The sequence below is a fragment of the Burkholderia cepacia complex sp. TUM26381 genome, assembly GCF_057439935.1.
In genome coordinates this window covers 1,759,140-1,775,025 of the sequence record NZ_CM172007.1, presented here as the reverse complement: position 1 = coordinate 1,775,025, position 15,886 = coordinate 1,759,140, and the positions used below count along the sequence as shown (strand labels likewise).

The 15,886-nt window shown below is 65.7% G+C and carries 16 protein-coding genes; 7 read left to right on the top strand and 9 right to left on the bottom strand.

Features of this window, described 5'->3' with window-relative positions:
* Window position 1: 1 nt before the first annotated feature.
* The 3 genes from ACWMMN_RS24695 to ACWMMN_RS24685 form a co-directional block, all read right to left on the bottom strand.
* Window positions 2-808 (bottom strand): SDR family oxidoreductase, encoded by an 807-nt coding sequence (locus ACWMMN_RS24695; protein WP_486423243.1) that lies wholly within the window; start codon window positions 806-808, stop codon window positions 2-4.
* Between the two features lie 72 nt (window positions 809-880).
* Complete coding sequence (locus tag ACWMMN_RS24690) at window positions 881-1,591, bottom strand: GntR family transcriptional regulator (RefSeq protein WP_059240634.1); 711 nt, start codon at window positions 1,589-1,591, stop codon at window positions 881-883.
* 430 nt (window positions 1,592-2,021) lie between these two features.
* Window positions 2,022-2,813, bottom strand: coding sequence for an IclR family transcriptional regulator (locus ACWMMN_RS24685; RefSeq protein WP_059240633.1), 792 nt, complete (start codon window positions 2,811-2,813; stop codon window positions 2,022-2,024).
* Between the two features lie 159 nt (window positions 2,814-2,972).
* Between ACWMMN_RS24685 and ACWMMN_RS24680 the strand changes: the two genes are divergently transcribed.
* The 5 genes from ACWMMN_RS24680 (at window position 2,973) to ACWMMN_RS24660 (ending at window position 7,373) form a co-directional block, all read left to right on the top strand.
* Complete coding sequence (locus tag ACWMMN_RS24680; protein ID WP_059240632.1) at window positions 2,973-3,749, top strand: ABC transporter substrate-binding protein; 777 nt, start codon at window positions 2,973-2,975, stop codon at window positions 3,747-3,749.
* A gap of 88 nt (window positions 3,750-3,837) precedes the next feature.
* Window positions 3,838-4,494: an amino acid ABC transporter permease gene (locus ACWMMN_RS24675; protein ID WP_059240631.1), complete on the top strand. Its 657-nt coding sequence runs from the start codon at window positions 3,838-3,840 to the stop codon at window positions 4,492-4,494.
* Window positions 4,491-5,246: an amino acid ABC transporter ATP-binding protein gene (locus ACWMMN_RS24670; RefSeq protein WP_059240630.1), complete on the top strand. Its 756-nt coding sequence runs from the start codon at window positions 4,491-4,493 to the stop codon at window positions 5,244-5,246. The genes ACWMMN_RS24675 and ACWMMN_RS24670 overlap by 4 nt, the downstream gene beginning before the upstream one ends.
* Window positions 5,243-6,553: an NAD(P)/FAD-dependent oxidoreductase gene (locus ACWMMN_RS24665; RefSeq protein WP_059240629.1), complete on the top strand. Its 1,311-nt coding sequence runs from the start codon at window positions 5,243-5,245 to the stop codon at window positions 6,551-6,553. The genes ACWMMN_RS24670 and ACWMMN_RS24665 overlap by 4 nt, the downstream gene beginning before the upstream one ends.
* 79 nt (window positions 6,554-6,632) lie before the next feature.
* Window positions 6,633-7,373 (top strand): class I SAM-dependent methyltransferase, encoded by a 741-nt coding sequence (locus ACWMMN_RS24660; protein ID WP_486423242.1) that lies wholly within the window; start codon window positions 6,633-6,635, stop codon window positions 7,371-7,373.
* A 24-nt stretch (window positions 7,374-7,397) separates the two neighbouring features.
* Here ACWMMN_RS24660 and ACWMMN_RS24655 read toward each other — a convergent pair whose 3' ends face one another.
* Both ACWMMN_RS24655 and ACWMMN_RS24650 read right to left on the bottom strand, forming a co-directional pair.
* A complete protein-coding gene (locus ACWMMN_RS24655) occupies window positions 7,398-8,819 on the bottom strand; it encodes a cytochrome-c peroxidase (protein ID WP_174992217.1) in 1,422 nt (473 codons plus the stop codon).
* A gap of 94 nt (window positions 8,820-8,913) precedes the next feature.
* Window positions 8,914-10,587 carry a phospholipase C gene (locus tag ACWMMN_RS24650; protein WP_486423241.1) on the bottom strand — a complete coding sequence of 558 codons (1,674 nt, stop codon included), beginning with the start codon at window positions 10,585-10,587 and terminating at the stop codon, window positions 8,914-8,916.
* Window positions 10,588-10,988: 401 nt separating this feature from the next.
* Between ACWMMN_RS24650 and ACWMMN_RS24645 the strand changes: the two genes are divergently transcribed.
* Window positions 10,989-11,846 carry an EamA family transporter gene (locus ACWMMN_RS24645; protein WP_340624986.1) on the top strand — a complete coding sequence of 286 codons (858 nt, stop codon included), beginning with the start codon at window positions 10,989-10,991 and terminating at the stop codon, window positions 11,844-11,846.
* Between the two features lie 139 nt (window positions 11,847-11,985).
* On the opposite strand, the gene ACWMMN_RS24640 is transcribed toward ACWMMN_RS24645, so the two are convergent.
* From ACWMMN_RS24640 to ACWMMN_RS24625, 4 genes are all read right to left on the bottom strand, one after another.
* Window positions 11,986-12,321, bottom strand: a complete 336-nt coding sequence (locus ACWMMN_RS24640; protein WP_256086418.1) for a hypothetical protein — start codon at window positions 12,319-12,321, stop codon at window positions 11,986-11,988.
* Window positions 12,318-12,950: a type VI secretion system amidase effector protein Tae4 gene (locus tag ACWMMN_RS24635; protein WP_256086417.1), complete on the bottom strand. Its 633-nt coding sequence runs from the start codon at window positions 12,948-12,950 to the stop codon at window positions 12,318-12,320. The genes ACWMMN_RS24640 and ACWMMN_RS24635 overlap by 4 nt, the downstream gene beginning before the upstream one ends.
* Before the next feature lie 3 nt (window positions 12,951-12,953).
* On the bottom strand, window positions 12,954-13,499 hold the full coding sequence (locus ACWMMN_RS24630) for a PAAR domain-containing protein (protein WP_256086416.1): 546 nt from the start codon (window positions 13,497-13,499) through the stop codon (window positions 12,954-12,956).
* 176 nt (window positions 13,500-13,675) lie between these two features.
* A complete protein-coding gene (locus ACWMMN_RS24625) occupies window positions 13,676-14,149 on the bottom strand; it encodes an Lrp/AsnC family transcriptional regulator (RefSeq protein WP_342704778.1) in 474 nt (157 codons plus the stop codon).
* Window positions 14,150-14,470: 321 nt separating this feature from the next.
* On the opposite strand from ACWMMN_RS24625, the gene ACWMMN_RS24620 reads away from it, so the two are divergent.
* Complete coding sequence (locus tag ACWMMN_RS24620; RefSeq protein ID WP_059240623.1) at window positions 14,471-15,856, top strand: amino acid permease; 1,386 nt, start codon at window positions 14,471-14,473, stop codon at window positions 15,854-15,856.
* The last annotated feature ends 30 nt before the right edge of the window (window positions 15,857-15,886 follow it).

Here is a 15,886-nt window from a genome sequence, read left to right as displayed (position 1 = left end):
GTCACAGCACTTCGACGTTGCCGCAGACGGAGATCGCCTGCCCGGTGATCCCGTGGCCGCCCGGCGAGCACAGGAACAGCGCGGTGGCGGCAATCTCGGCCGGATCGGTCATGCGCCGCAGCGAGATCTTCTCCAGATAGCGCTTCTCCATTTCGTCGTAACCGATGCCGAGCTGCTGCGCACGCGCGTCGATCACGCGGCGCATCCGGGGCCCGCGCACGATGCCGGGCTGAATCGCGTTCACGCGGATGCCGAGCGGGCCGAGTTCGATCGCGAGGCTCTTCACGAGGCCGACCACGGCCCATTTCGTTGCCGCATAGGGGGTGCGGAACGCGTAACCGAGCCGGCCCGCGACCGACGACAGTGCGATGATCGCGCCGCCGTGTTTCGAATCGCGCAGGAGCGGTACCGCGTGGCGCGCGAACTGGAATTGCGCGTTCAGGTTGATCGCGACGGTTTGTTCCCATTGCACGGGGTCGATTTCGTCGATGCCGCCGGTCGGACCGGCGATGCCGGCGTTGTTGACGAGCACGTCGAGGCCGCCGAGCCTGGCCGATACGTCGGCGAACACGCGTTCGACCGCGGCCGGATCGGATACGTCGGCCAGCGTCGCACTGATCGCGCCGGCCCCGGCGCGTGGCGGCCGGTCGGCGAGCGCCGCGATCGCAGCGTGCGATGCGTCGCATACAAGCACGTGCGCGCCGCATTCGGCGAACGCATCTGCGATTTCAAGACCGATGCCCGACGCACCGCCCGTCACGAGGACGCGCAGGCCGTCATAGGGTTTCAGCAGGTCGGAAGCTGTCATGCCGGGTTGTCTCCATCGTTGGTGTTGTGGGATTGCGGCCGCGCGCGATCGGGCGATTGCGGCGCGCAGCCGCTACGGTTTTGCGTTCACGGTTCGCGGAGTCTGTTCGGCCCGCAGCGTTTCGGCGAGATCGTGTGCGGCGCCGCCGATGTCGAGCGCGATACCGGCCCGCACGCCTGCACCGTCGCGCCGTTCGAGCGCATCGACGATTGCGCGGTGCGCATCCATCGAGCGCCGCATGTGCGGAATGTCGAGCGCGACCATGTTGAGGAAGGGGCCGACGCGCATCCACAGGTTCTCGACGATCGCGAGCGTGCTTTCGCTTGCGCCATGCGCGTAGATCGCGCTGTGGAACGCGAAATTGCTTTGCAGGTAAGCCCGCGAGCGGCCTGCCTCGACGTGCGCCTGCATCGTCTCGCAGGTCTTGCGCACGGCCGCGATCTGCGTGTCGGTCATCCGGCCGCACGCACGCTCGGCGATGCAGCCTTCGAGTGCGATCCGCACGTCGCGCAGTTCGTCGAGCATGTCGAGCGTCATCGGCGGCACGACGAGCGCGCGGTTCGGGCCATCGACCAGCGCGCGCTCGGCGCGCAACCGCGTGAGTGCGGCGCGCACGGGCATCGTCGACGAGCCGACGGCCTCGGCGACGCTGCGCAGGCTCAACGCCTGGCCGGGCGCGAAACGGCCGCTCATCAGCGCTTCGCGCAGTTGCTGGTAGACCTTGTCGGCCATCGTTTCCTGTTCGATGGCTTTCAGTGCGGGCGGAACGATACGAGGCGCCAAGACGGGGTTCTCCGAGGTTTGATCTGCGATCTGTGATCACACTTGCGATGTGCGAAGTGTTGACGATCCGAGGAACCGAGTCAAGTCGAACGGGATCGGGGAAAACGAGGGGGAGAGGGATGCGAAGCGGGGAGGCAGGCCGACAGGGCGTCATCCTGTTCGACGTGTGCGGGTGGAGCGATGCACCGGGGCATGCCACGCTGTTCAACGGGCGTACCTGTTACGACCACTGCCAATTCAACGAACCGGGCGCGCGGTATCGTACGGATCGCGGAAATTTCTGTACTGCGGCAAGGAACTGGACGTCGTCGCCAAGCAGCTCGCGTTGCGCCCGAACCGGACCTATCGGAGCGAGACTTCGCCGAAGTCGCGGTAGCGTCCAGACACCGTTGCGCAACGCAACGGCGCACCGTCTGCAATCTCGCGCGCGCTACTCGAGCGTCCGGATCGAGTTACTGATGCCGCGCGCGCAGTCGATCACGGCCGGCGCGAGCTTGCGGCGCGCGTCGTCGAACGTCCAGCGGCTCGTCGGCGCAACCACGTGCACGGCCGCGACCGGCTGCCCCTGGCTGCCGAGCACGGGCGCCGCGATCGACATGTCACCGATGAACAGTTCTTCCTGGTTGGTCGCGTAGCCGTCGAGCCGCGCGCCGTCGAGCAGCGCGACGAGTGCGTCGAGCGCCGTGACCGTACGCGGCGTGTGCGGTGCGCGCACCATGCCGTCGAGCCGCGCGCGCGCGTCGCCGGGTGGCAGCGCGCTCAGGAACGCGCGGCCGCAGCCGGTGCAATACATCGGGATGCGGCTGCCGATCGGCATGTGGATCGGCACGAACTTCGTCGACACGAAACGCGCGACATACACCATCTCGTCTTCGTCCGGCTCCGTGAGATTGGTGGTTTCGCCGGTCACGTTCGTGAGCTCGGACAGAAATGGATTCGCCACGTCGATCAGCGTATCGGCCGCGAGATAGTTGAAGCCGATCCGCATCACGTGCGGCGTGAGCTGGTAACGCCGCGTGACCGGATGCTTGCGAATGTAGCCGAGCTTCTCGAGCGTATAGACCATCCGCTGCGCCGAGCTTTTCGTCATCCCGGCCGCGTCGGCCACTTCCGCCAGCGTCATCGTGCGCCGCTTCGCGCTGAACGCGCGCAGCACGTTCAGCCCTTTCTCCAGCGACTGGTTGAACAGCAGGTCGTTTGACTGATCGGACGATGTTTCCATGGCAAGGGGCGGGATCGATTCGATATCAAATCATAGTGTATCGAATATCGATACTCAAAAATCTTTTTGCGATGTTTTCGATTCGTTTTAAGATCGAGTCATCGTCGCAGTGTCGATCAGCGGCCGGCCGGCGCACCGGATTATCGAGAAGGAGACACCATGGTTCCGTTCATCAAGCGGTTCGGCGCACTGGCCGCCGGTTTCGCCGCCTGTATCGTCCTCTCCGCGGCTTCGGCGAGCGCCGTTGCGGCCGAGCCCACGCTGAAGGTCGGCGCGACAGCCACCGGCGTGCCGTTCACGTTTCTCGACGTCAAGAGCAATTCGATCCAGGGGATGATGGTCGATGCCATCACCGCGGCCGGGAAATCCGCCGGGTTCCGCGTCGACGTGCAGCAGACCGTGTTCTCGGCGCTGATCCCGTCGCTCACCACGCAGAAGATCGACATCATCTCGGCCGCGATGCTGAAGACGCCCGTGCGTCAGCAGGTGGTCGATTTCTCCGACACGGTCTATACGTTCGGCGAGGGCCTGATCGTGAAGGCCGACGACCCGGGCCGCTATACGTCGATGGACGATTTCAAGGGGCAGGTGGTCGGCGCGCAGGTCGGCACCGCGTTCGTCGATGCGCTCAACAAGAAGGGCATCTTCAAGGAAGTCCGGACCTACGATTCGATCGCCGACATCATGCGCGACGTCGCGCTCGGGCGCATCAAGGCCGGCTTCGCCGACCAGCCGATCGTCGCGTACCAGATCGAGCACGGCGTCAACCGCCAGGTACGGCTCGTGCCCGAATACCAGAGCGTCGTGAAGGGGCAGGTCTGCTTCATCGTCCGCAAGGGCGACACCGCGACGCTCGAGCAGCTCAACGGCGCGATCCGCAAGATGAAGAGCGACGGCACGCTGCAGCAGATCCTGCAGAAGTGGCACATGAGCTGAGCCTCCGGCCCGGATTCCCGAACGATTCCGCCCGCGTCGTGCGGGCATCTGCTGCGGCGCGCCGTCCGGACGTCGCATAGGAGACCTCATGTTTTTTCAGAATGCGATCGATTTCCTGCCGATCCTGCTGAAGGGCGCGGTGGTCACGATCGAGATCACGGCATGCGCGTTCGTGCTCAGCTCGGTGCTCGGGCTGGCCCTCGCGTTGCTGAAGGTGTCGCGCAATCGTGCCGTGTCGGCCGCCGGCAGCACGATCGTCAACGTGATTCGCGGGCTGCCGATCATCGTGCAGCTGTTCTACATGTATTTCGTGCTGCCCGATCTGGGTGTGCAATTGTCGGCGTTCCAGGCCGGCGTGCTCGGTCTCGGCATCGCATACTCGGCCTACCAGGCCGAGAACTTCCGCGCCGGCATCGAGGCGATCGACCGCGGCCAGATCGAGGCCGCGCACGCGATCGGCATGCGCGGCCCGATGATCATGCGGCGCGTGGTGCTGCCGCAGGCGTTCCGCATCGCGCTGCCGCCGTACGGCAACACGCTCGTGATGCTGCTCAAGGATTCATCGGTCGCGTCGACGATCACGGTCGCCGAAATCACGCGCGCCGGCCAGCTGATCGCGTCGTCGACGTTCCAGAACATGAGCGTCTATACGCTCGTCGCACTGCTGTATCTCGCGCTCGGCCTGCCGCTGATGTTCGGCGTGAACCGGCTCGGCAAGCGGCTCGCGCTGAGGAGAGGCGCATGATCCGGATCGATTCGCTACACAAGCGGTTTCATCAGCACGCGGTGCTGAAGGGCGTGAGCCTCGACGTGCAGCAGGGCGAGGTCGTGTGCCTGATCGGGCCGTCCGGCTCCGGCAAGTCGACCGTGTTGCGCTGTATCAACGGCTTCGAGACTTACGACGAAGGCGCGATCACGATCGACGGCGTGAAGGTCGACGCGCATTCGAAGCGGATCCACGAGCTGCGGATGCGGGTCGGCATGGTGTTCCAGCGCTTCAACCTGTTCTCGCACCGCACGGCGCTCGAGAACGTGATGGAAGGGCCCGTGCACGTGCGGCGCAGGCCGGCCGCACAAGCGCGCGAGCAGGCCCGCGCGCTGCTCGACAAGGTCGGGCTCGCGCACCGGATGAATGCATACCCGTCCGAGCTGTCGGGCGGGCAGCAGCAGCGCGTCGCGATCGCACGCGCGCTGGCGATGGAGCCGCAGGCGATCCTGTTCGACGAGCCGACGTCGGCGCTCGATCCCGAGCTTGTCGGCGAAGTGCTCGGCGTGATGCGCGGGCTCGCGCGCGACGGGATGACCATGGTGGTCGTCACGCACGAAATGGCGTTCGCGCGCGAGGTGGCCGATCGCGTGTGCTTCCTGCACGACGGCACCATCTGCGAAAGCGGGCCGGCGCGCGACGTGCTCACGCAGCCGACGCATCCCCGCACGCAGGAATTCCTGCGTCGTCTGCTGGCAGCGGACGGCGCCGACACCCCGGATCGAACATGAGCGCAAGGAACGCGGTACCCGGATGGCCCGATTCCCAGTGGCCGGATTCGTTGTGGGCGGCGACCGCCGCACCGGCGCCCGATACGCCCGCGCTCGACGCCTCCGTGTCGTGCGACGTGGCGATCATCGGCGCGGGCTTCACCGGTCTGTCGACCGCACTTCACCTGGCCGAACGCGGCGTGAACGTGCGCGTGATCGAGGGGGCGCAACCGGGCTGGGGCGCGTCGGGCCGCAACGGCGGGCAGGTGATCCCCGGGCTGAAATACGACCCCGACGAACTGGTTCGCCGGTTCGGCGACACGGCCGGCGAGCAGCTTGCCGGCATTGTCGGCGGCGCGGCCGACACGGTGTTCGACCTGATCGCGCGGCACGCGATCGACTGCGATGCGCGCCGCACCGGCTGGATCCAGCCGGCGCCGACCGCCGCGATGCTCGAGACGGTCGCACGCCGTGCGCAGCAGTGGGCCGCGCGCGGCGCGCCGGTCGACGTGCTCGGCCGCGACGACGTCGCGCGTCGGCTCGGCACGCAAGCGTATGCGGGCGGCTGGATCGACCGCCGCGCGGGCAGCGTGCAGCCGCTTGGCTATACGCGCGGCCTCGTGCGCGCCGCGCAGGCGAGCGGGGCGGTCGTACACGGGCTGACGCGCGCCGTCGGGCTGACGCGTGCTGACGGCCGCTGGCGGATCGCGACGTCCGGCGGCGCGACGCTGTCGGCGGAGCGCGTCGTGATCGCGACCAACGGCTACACGGATGGGCTATGGCCCGGCTTGCGCCAGTCGGTGATCGCCGCGAACAGTTTCATCGTCGCGACGCAACCGCTTCCGCCGGATCTCGGCCGCGACATTCTGGCGGGCGGAGAAGTCGCATCCGACGCGCGGCGCCTGCTGCTGTATTTCCGTCGCGACGCGGCCGGCCGGCTGCTGATGGGTGGCCGTGGCCCGTTCGCTGAGCCGCGTGCGACGAGCGACTGGCGTCATCTCGAGCGTGCGACGCTGCTGCTGTATCCGCAACTGAAGGGCGTCCGGTTCGAATACCGCTGGGCGGGGCGCGTCGCGATCACCGCGGATTTCCTGCCGCACGTGCACGAACCCGCGCCCGGCGTGACGATTGCGCTCGGCTACAACGGGCGCGGCATCGCGATGGCGACGACACTCGGCAAGCATCTGGCCGCACACCTGTCCGGCGATGCGCAATTGCCGTTGCCGTTCCGGGTCACGCCGGTCCGCCCGATTCCGTTTCACGGGCTGCAGCGCTTCTATATCGCGGCCGGGGTCGCCTGGTATCGGTTGCTCGACAGCCTGTCCTGACGCAGGCACGAGGGCAGGTCGCCATCCGTCGTCCGATCGGGCAGAATCGACACGCCCGATTCCTGCCGACGGATGCCGCATGACCGACCCGAACGACCCGAACGATCCTCCCGGCCGCCGCGCCTATGCGAGCTTCGCGCAACGCTATGCGGACATCGCGCCGACGAAGGCGCACAACGCGCTCTACGAACGGCCGGCGACGATGGCGCTGCTCGGCGATGTCGGCGGCCTGACGGTGCTCGACGCCGGCTGCGGGCCCGGCATCTGCAGCGAGCATCTGGCGCGCCACGGCGCGGCCGTGCATGCGTTCGACGTCACGCCGGAGATGGTCGCGCTTGCACGAACGCGCTGCGCCGGGCTTGCTGTCGACGTCATGGAAGGCGACCTGGAGGCGCCGCTCGCCTGGCTGCCCGACGAGTCGGTCGACAAGGTGCTGTGCTCGCTCGCGCTCGACTACGTGCGCGATCTCGCGCCGACGCTGCGCGAATTCCGGCGCGTCGCGCGGCCGGCTGCCACGCTGGTGTTCTCGATGGCGCATCCGATGCGAGACTGGATGGACGAACGCACGCGCGGTGACGGCACGTACTTCGACACGTCGCGCTTCGGCTTCCACTGGTCGGGGTTCGGCGAGCCGAGGCCCTACGTCGAAGCCTGGCGGCGGCCGCTGGCCGAGATCCTGAATGCCGTCGCGGAAAGCGGCTGGCGGCTCGACCGGTTCGTCGAACCGACGCCGCTGCCGGAGATGCAGGCCGTGTCGGAACGGCTCCATGCGGAGCTGTCGCTGGCGCCGGCCTTCCTGTGCATCCGCGCGCGCCGCTGATGCGGCGCGGCGCACGATCGGCGCTCAGCGCTGCGCCGGCTCGTCGTTCAGCGTGCCGAGAAACGCTTCGATATCCTTGATGTCCTGCGCCGTCATCGCGGGTTTGTCGCCCGGCTTGCGGTCGAACGGCGCATCGGTCACGTCGACGTTCGCGCGGTATTTCGGCGGAATGTCGTCGTACTCGTCGACCTTGCCGTCTGCACCGCGCGAATAGAACTTCTGCGGTGAGATGCTGCGCTCGTTGTAGAACGCCATCACCTGGTCGAGCGTGTGGAACACGCCGTTGTGGAAGAACACGTGGCGCGTCGCCGAGTTGCGCAGCGTCGGCGTCAGGAACATCGCGCAATACTGTGTCTGGTCCTTCAGGTCGTCGCGGAACGGCCCGCACACGCCGAGATCGTAGAACGCCGGATTGCGGTTCTGCGCCAGGTCCTTGTTGCGCGGCGCGCCGAGCGCCTCGTACTGGTAATCGGTAAACATCGGCGGCAGCCCGTCCTTGCCGGGCTTCGACAGGTGGCAGCCGGCGCAATTCGCCTTGTCCGGATCGTTGAACAGGCGCAGCCCGCGCAGCTCGGCCTGCGTGAGGCGCGCGCGGCCTTCGAGCCAGCGGTCGTACTTGCTGTTGTACGGGTGGAACGACGGATCCTCGACCTGGTAGCGCGCGATCGCGAACATCGCCTCCGACACCGCGAGCTGCGGACTGTCGAACACGCGCGCGCCGAACAGTTTTTCCAGCTGCGCACGGTGCGACGACTGCGCGAGCTTGTGCGCGACATCATCGATGCTCGCGTTCGCCATCTCGACCGGATTCAGCAGCGGGCCGAACGCCTGCTGCTGCAGCGTATCGGCGCGACCGTCCCAGAACATCCCGCCCTGCGGCACGAGCTGCGGTGCGGCCGACGTGCCGGCCACCTTCTGCGCCTTGACGACGCCGGCCGCCGACGCGGCCTGTTGCGCGACGCTCGGCGCGGCGTCGTTTTCACCGGCGTCGGGGCCGATGCTGAAATTCGGCTGGCGGTACAGGTACATCAGCGATGGCGGCGGGCGATACCCCTGCTGTGTCATTGCGAGGCCGCCCGGCTGCACGTCGAGCGCATTCGGCGGGCCGTACGCGTGATCGGGGCTGTGGCACGACGCGCACGACTGCTTGCCCGACGCGGACAGCGACGGGTCGTGGAACAGCGCGCGTCCGAGCTGCGCGACCGCCGACAAAGGTTGCGCAGCGGGTCGCTGCAGGACGACCGGATGCGGATTCGCGCCCGTCCAGTCGGCTACGACGGTGCCGATCGCCGCCGGCACCTGCGCGGGAAACGCGATCGCGAACGCGCCGTAGCCGATCACGGCCGCGCCGAGCACGAACGCCGTGCGGCGCAGCAGGCGGGAAGGGGCGCGCGGCGCGGGGTTGCCGGAGGCGTCGGGAGACGGGAACGCGGGGCGAGCTGTCATGCTGTCGGTCGAAAATCGGGCGCCGCGTGAGGCGGCGCGTTAAACGGAAACGGCCGGCGCACGATGCGCCGGCCATGCGGTCATGCCGTGACGGTCAGATCGACGGTGCAGCGCTCAGCGCGGTGCCCAGCGTCGGGTCGAGGTAGAGCGGCGTCGTGTTCGGCTTCGACGTGAAGTCGAACAGGTTGCGCAGGTCGCCCGCGGTCGCATCGAACGAACCGCCGCCGATACGCTGGCCGCCGAGCCAGTTGTCCTCGATGAAGCGCACGACGGACGACTGGTCGATCATCGTGTGGTCGACGTAGTTCTGCTTCGCGTACGGCGAGATCACGACCAGCGGAATGCGCACGCCCGGGCCGCAGCGGCCGTTCACGGTTGCGCCGTTCACGCCGGTGGTGCCGCCCGTGCCGCACTTGCCGGCGCCGTTGAGCTGGTCGACCGGGTCCGACGATGCACGCGTCGGCGGCGTGTACACGTGGTCGTACCAGCCATCCGAGTCGTCATAGGTGACGATCACGGCCGTGTTCTGCCAGTCCGGCTGCTGCTGCAGGAAGTTGACGACCTTCGTCACGAACGCCTGCTCGTCGAGCGGATCCGAATAGCCTGCATGCCCGTCCTGCGCGGCCGGCGCCTTCAGGTAGCTGACCGACGGGAAGTTGCCGGCCTTCACGGCCGCGAAGAAGTCGTCGGTGTCGTACTGGTGGTTCGCGGGTTCGGCGGTCTTGCCGTCGGCCTGGAGGCTCGACCCGATTGCCGCGACCGAGCTGGGGCGCGTGTGCTGCGGGTTCGCGGTCGACGCGTAGTACTGGAACCAGTTGTGGTGCGGGATGTAGTCGGACGTCGCGGCGTTCACGGCGGTGGCGACCGTGCTGCGCGCGCAGCCCGTCGTGCCGTTGCCGTTCGTCGTCGACAGGTTGAAGCCGCCCATGAAGCCGCCCCACGTGATCTTCGCGCCGTTCAGCAGGTCGCCGATGTTCTTGCCGGCCATCATCGCCTGGTCGGTCGTGCTCGAACACACGTCGAAGCCCGGGTCGACGTCGTTGATCATCGTGAAGCCGCCCTGGCCGTCATTGATGTAGTACGAGCTGGACGCGAGCGTCGACGGCTGCTTCGACGACTTGACGATCTGCATCCCGTTGGTCTGGCCCGCCACGACGTTCAGCGCACCCGGCGTCGACGGACCGTACGACGTCGTGTACATGTTGTCGCTCATCGCGAAGCGTTGCGCGTAGTTCCACAGCGCGGTCACGGTGTTGCCGTCGAAGTAGCCCATCACCTGGCCCTTCGTGCCGAACGCGCCGGCGCCGCCGGACGAGCCCTTGCCCGTGTATTTCGGGAACAGGTCGGCGAGGCCGTTGTCCTCGGCCTGTTCCTCGGCCGTATACGCGTGGTTCTGGTCGGCGGTCGCGGCCTGCGTGCGGTCGAGACGGAACGGGTTCGCGGCGTCGGTGCCGTTGGCCGTGTTCGTGAAGTTCGGGTTCGCAGCAAGCAGCGTGCCCGTCAGCCCGTTCGGCGTCGGCGTGCCGGACTTCGCGTTGAATGCCGGTTCGCCCGACGGGTTCGTCGCGTTCGGGTAGGTGCCGAAGTAGTGGTCGAACGAGATGTTTTCGCCATAGATCACGACGACGTGCTTGATCGGCGTGGCGGTCTGCAGCGCATCTTGCGACGACACGGCAGGCGTCGACGTGGGATCGTCGCTGCCGCCGCAGGCGAACAGCGCCAGCGCTGCGGCTGCGCAGGCGGTGACGAGCATGGCTTGACGGAACATCGGGAAACTCCAGGTAAGGTCTTCGATGGTGGAGAGCGGCCCCGTCGCCGTGTCGGTTCGGCGCGGAGCTCGTGAGAGAGCACGCGCATTGAAACAGCCGCGTATGAAGATATGGGGACGGAGTGTTTTCGCGATGGTTGCGTTGCGGTATCGATTTCATTACGACGCAACGGGATGCGAAAGAGAACGGAAAGGGGCGGGCCGGGTGCCACCGCCGCGTCACATTCGACGGCAGGTCGGGGGCAACTGCCGAAGCCATGCAGGACGGGCGAAACGGCGTGGCGGGCCCATTCGTCCATGCGACGCCGTGCGTCGCTTTTTTGACAATTCGGTTACGCATTCCTACGATGAACGCCTGTCGCGCCCGCCGCGTGATTTCCAACCGTCAATGAGGTTTCAGCGTGCCGATCCCCGTTCTGTTTGCCGTTCTGTGCGCGGCGTTCCTGCATGCGTCATGGAATGCGCTCGTCCGCAGCAGCGGCGACCGGTTGCGGTCGGCCACGGTGCTGCAGATCGCGATCGGGGTGTTCGCGCTGTTGTTTCTGCCGGCCGCCGCGCCGATCACGCCCGCGAGCTGGCTTTACGTGGTCGCGTCGGCCTTGATCCACGTCGTCTATACGTTGCTGCTCGTGCGCGCTTATGAGCACGGCGACCTGACCGTCGCGTACCCGGTTGCACGCGGCACCGCGCCGCTGCTCGTCACGCTCGGCGCGGCGGCGTTCGCGGGCGAGCACCTGAACGCCGGTGCGCAAGGCGGGCTCGTGCTGATCTGTGCGGGGATCCTGGCGATCGGGCTGGAGCGCGGGCGCGACGCGAAGCACCGGGTGACGCAAGTGCTGCCGACCGCGTTCGCGACGGGCGTGTCGATCGCGGCGTACAGCGTGGTCGACGGGATCGGTGTGCGGGAGAGCGGCAACACGGTCGGCTATACCGCATGGATGTTCGTGCTGACGGGCGCGATGATGGCTGCGTACTACCGGCTGCGCGCGGGGCCGCTGCGGCTGACGCAGGACGTCGGCGAAACGGCGAAGGCCGCGTGCGGCGGCGTGTTCGCGGCGCTCGCGTACGGCATCGTGATCTGGGCGATGGATCGCGCGCCGATGGGCCCCGTGTCGGCGCTGCGGGAGACGAGCGTAGTGTTCGCGGCGCTGATTGCGCGCGTCTATCTCGGCGAACGGCTGACAGCGCGCCGGGCGGCCGGGTGCGCGGTGATCGCGGCGGGGGCGTTGCTGATCAGTGCGTTCGAAGCGATGCGGTGAACAACTGCGATGATCACCGGTCCCGGCAATCCGAATGGGGCCGTTGTAGATGCAACATCACTGGAACTGTCGCCGACAAGGATTGCTGAAACGGTCGAAACAGCGTGCCAACGAAATTGCGCCGCTTCGACAATCCGGCTTAATTGAAGATGCCGAGCGCGGGTGCCGCGTAGGTTCCGAGATGAAAAAGGACGACAAACAGCGTCGCAGCAACGAAGGTGACTCCCCATTTGCGCAACGACCAGCGGCGGTAAGCCAGGGCGTTGATTAGCGCAAGGACGACCGAAGGCCACAAGGTCAGCACGAGCAGGCCCGCGATGAACATTGCGTGAGGTGCGCAGTGTTCCATGTCGTTACAGCCGGTCGAACGCGCTGGCGTAGCTGGCCAGTGAATTCGGCTGAACGTGTAAAGCGACAGCCAAGTGACGAGCACACCCCAAAGGAATCCGGGAACAGCGACTGCCAGTCGTTTCATTTAACTTCCCAGAAGAGAATCTCTTTCGAGTCCGCCAGGTCTGAATACCAATTCCCGCGTCTTCCCCGAAGATAATCAACGGGGTTAATCATGCGTCGTACGCCGATGCGAAACCGCCAGAACGACACTGCCGATGGCGTAAGCGTGTCGTTGTTCCACAGGTCGATATGGCCACCGCTCAGTGCATCGGCAGGGTCACCGTCTTGTCGCCAGTAGCCGAAAAAGTAGATGATACCGGTTCGACCTTTTATCCTGTCTTGCCAATCCTGGCCGGTGATGTTTTCCGGCTTGCCCAAACCGAGAAACGGTCGAAGTTTCAACCACGCGGCCAACTCGTAAGCACGCGTCGCGGTTGCCTTGCCATTGAGAATCAGTCGTCCCAGCGTGCGCTTTCCTGGCATGGGTTCCAGAACTTTTTGCGAAAACGACTTCATGTCGCTTCCAATCGAATGAAACGTTACGCTCATCCGGATTGCGCATTGATTTTCGTACTCGCCAGTAGGGTCGTCGTATGGATCTTTGGTCGGGTATGCACGCCAAAGCTCCTGAAACGTCAGCACTTTGAGCGCTACGTCTTTTTGGGATAGCGGTGTGTTGTTCGTACGGACTTTCGTGGGTGAATTTGGCATCGATCACGCCCCGTACTGTTTTGCGATGGCTTCGTCGCCCCAATAGACGACGTAATCGTCCGCTGCGGCGCGGGTGTCAATGCGCGGGAGCGAATCGCTGTCGTTGATGCGGCCGGAATATGTTCTGCCGTCTGCTGTCTCGACGTAATACGGATATCCCGCGACCGTTGACGCGCGCGCCGTACACTTGATCTTCTCATCGAATCGGGGCGGAACGGTCGGGGGAGGTGGCTGCGCGTCGATCGAAGCTGCTAAAGACGTCGAGGTGTTGTCTTCTTCATAGAAAATCATGCTGTCGTCGCCCGCAATGACGTTGTTCCGTCCGCACGGGCAACGTACCGGGTCGCCATTTAGAACGATCTTCCGGCCATGGCAGCTCATACGCTTTGCGCTGCCGATGATCCGGAACGCTCCTTTGCAGTTGCCGCACGTTGCTTCGTCTCCATCTATGGCAACGTGCTTTCCGTTATCGAAAATTGTTGAACTGACGGCTATGACGAATCCACCAGTCGTGGTGCGGTCGCCGTTTCTCACTGCTGTTCTGCGCATGGTCGCGTCCTCTTGAATTAAGGAAGCGACGACAATCGCCGGTAAGAAACAAGTTGTCTATCGGACGTGTACGGTTCTTGAAATACGGATGCCTTTGCCAGACCAGCATAGGCGGCAACGCTGCTGCCGAGCACGCATGTGCCCGTCACTGAAGTAACCTGCAGGCGTACCGGCCCTTATACTTCAACCGGCATCGCACTCGTGCACTTGATCTCGTCGAGGCACACGCTCGAATGCACGCCGTTCACGCCGGGAATCCGCATCAGCGTCTCGAGCAGGAACCGTGACAACCCCTTCAGGTCGTGCGCGACGACCTTCAGCACGTAGTCGATGTCGCCCGTCACCGAGAAACACTCCTGGATTTGCGCGAGCTCGGACACCAGTTTCTGGAACTTCGACAGGTCGCGGATGTGCCCGCGCTCCATCGTCACGTGTACGAACGCGGTGACGCCGAAGCCGAGCGTATCGGGGCACAAACGGGTTTCATAGCGGCGGATCGCGCCGATTTCCTCCAGCCGCCGGTGGCGCCGCAGCGTCTGCGCGGGCGACAGGCCGACGGCCTTCGCCAGATCGAGGTTCGACGCGCGGCCGTTTTCCTGCAGGATCGAGAGCAAATGGCGGTCGATGCGGTCAAGAACCGGTTCAGGCATTTTTGTTTCCTCGTTTGTCTCCTCGATGCAATCTTATCTCATAATGTAGGGTTTGCATGAACGGGTTACGAAACCCGATTTCGCCGTCGCGACGCTAAACTGACGCCGGATTTTCGTGTGCGGCCGCAGCAATGCGGATGCGGCGACAGTCGGCGGCCGGTCTGGCGGGCACGCCGACGCGAATCGGGCGCCGCCACGCGAGGATTGCAGTCCCCCAACCCGGTGGCTCCACGAACGGCCGCCGGCACAGCAAAACAGCGCCCGGCACACCGAGGCGCGCCGCACCCCGCTGCAGGCGGAGGCGGACAGAGTGGAGAAGACATGGTTTCTGGAAACGAGAGCGACGGCCTGCAGCGCGGGCTGAAGAACCGGCACATCCAGCTGATTGCGCTCGGCGGCGCGCTCGGCACGGGGCTGTTCCTCGGCATCGCGCAGACCATCAAGATGGCCGGTCCGTCCGTGCTGCTCGGCTATGCGGTGGCCGGCATCGTCGCGTTCTTCATCATGCGCCAGCTCGGCGAGATGGTCGTCGACGAGCCCGTCGCGGGGTCGTTCAGCTACTTCGCGAACAAGTACTTCGGCCACTTCACCGGCTTCCTGTCCGGCTGGAACTACTGGGTGCTGTACATCCTCGTCAGCATGGCCGAACTGTCGGCCGTCGGGATCTACGTGCAGTACTGGTGGCCGGGCGTGCCGACCTGGGTGTCGGCGCTCGTGTTCTTCGTCGTCATCAACCTGATCAACCTGACCAGCGTCAAATCGTACGGCGAGACGGAATTCTGGTTCTCGATCATCAAGGTGGCCGCGATCGTCGGGATGATCGGCTTCGGCGGCTGGCTGCTCGCGAGCGGCCATGCCGGGCCGGAAGCCAGCGTCCGGAACCTGTGGCAGCACGGCGGCTTCTTCCCGAACGGCGTGTCGGGCCTCGTGATGTCGATGGCCGCGATCATGTTCTCGTTCGGCGGGCTCGAGCTCGTCGGCATCACGGCGGCGGAGGCCGACGATCCGAAGCGCAGCATCCCGCGCGCGACCAACCAGGTCATCTACCGCATCCTGATTTTCTACATCGGCGCGCTCGCCGTGCTGCTGTCGCTGTATCCGTGGGAGAAGGTCGTCAGCGGGGGCAGCCCGTTCGTGCTGATTTTCCACGCGCTGAGCAGCAACCTGGTCGCGAACGTGCTGAACGTCGTCGTGCTGACGGCCGCGCTGTCGGTCTACAACAGCGGCGTGTACTGCAACAGCCGGATGCTGTTCGGCCTCGCGCAGCAGGGCAACGCGCCGAAGGTGCTGTGCTCGGTGAACAAGCGCGGCATTCCGCTCGCCGCGCTCGGCGCGTCGGCGCTCGCGACCGGCGTGTGCGTGCTGGTCAACTACTTCATGCCGGGCAAGGCGTTCGAGGTGCTGATGGGCCTCGTCGTGTCGGCGCTGATCATCAACTGGGCGATGATCAGCCTGATCCACCTGAAGTTCCGCCAGGCCAAGCGTGCAGCCGGGGAGGAGACTTCCTTCCGCAGTCTGGGCTATCCTTTCACGAATTACCTGTGCCTGGCATTCATGGCCGGCATTCTCGTCGTGATGTACCTGACGCCGGATCTCCGCCTGTCGGTGTACCTGATCCCGGTTTGGCTCGCGGTGCTCGCGGTCGGGTATCGCTTCCGTCAGAAGAATGCAGGCTATGCGGTGCGCGACGGCGCATCCGCGCGCTGACGCAGGCCACGACCGATCATTCTTCCAAAC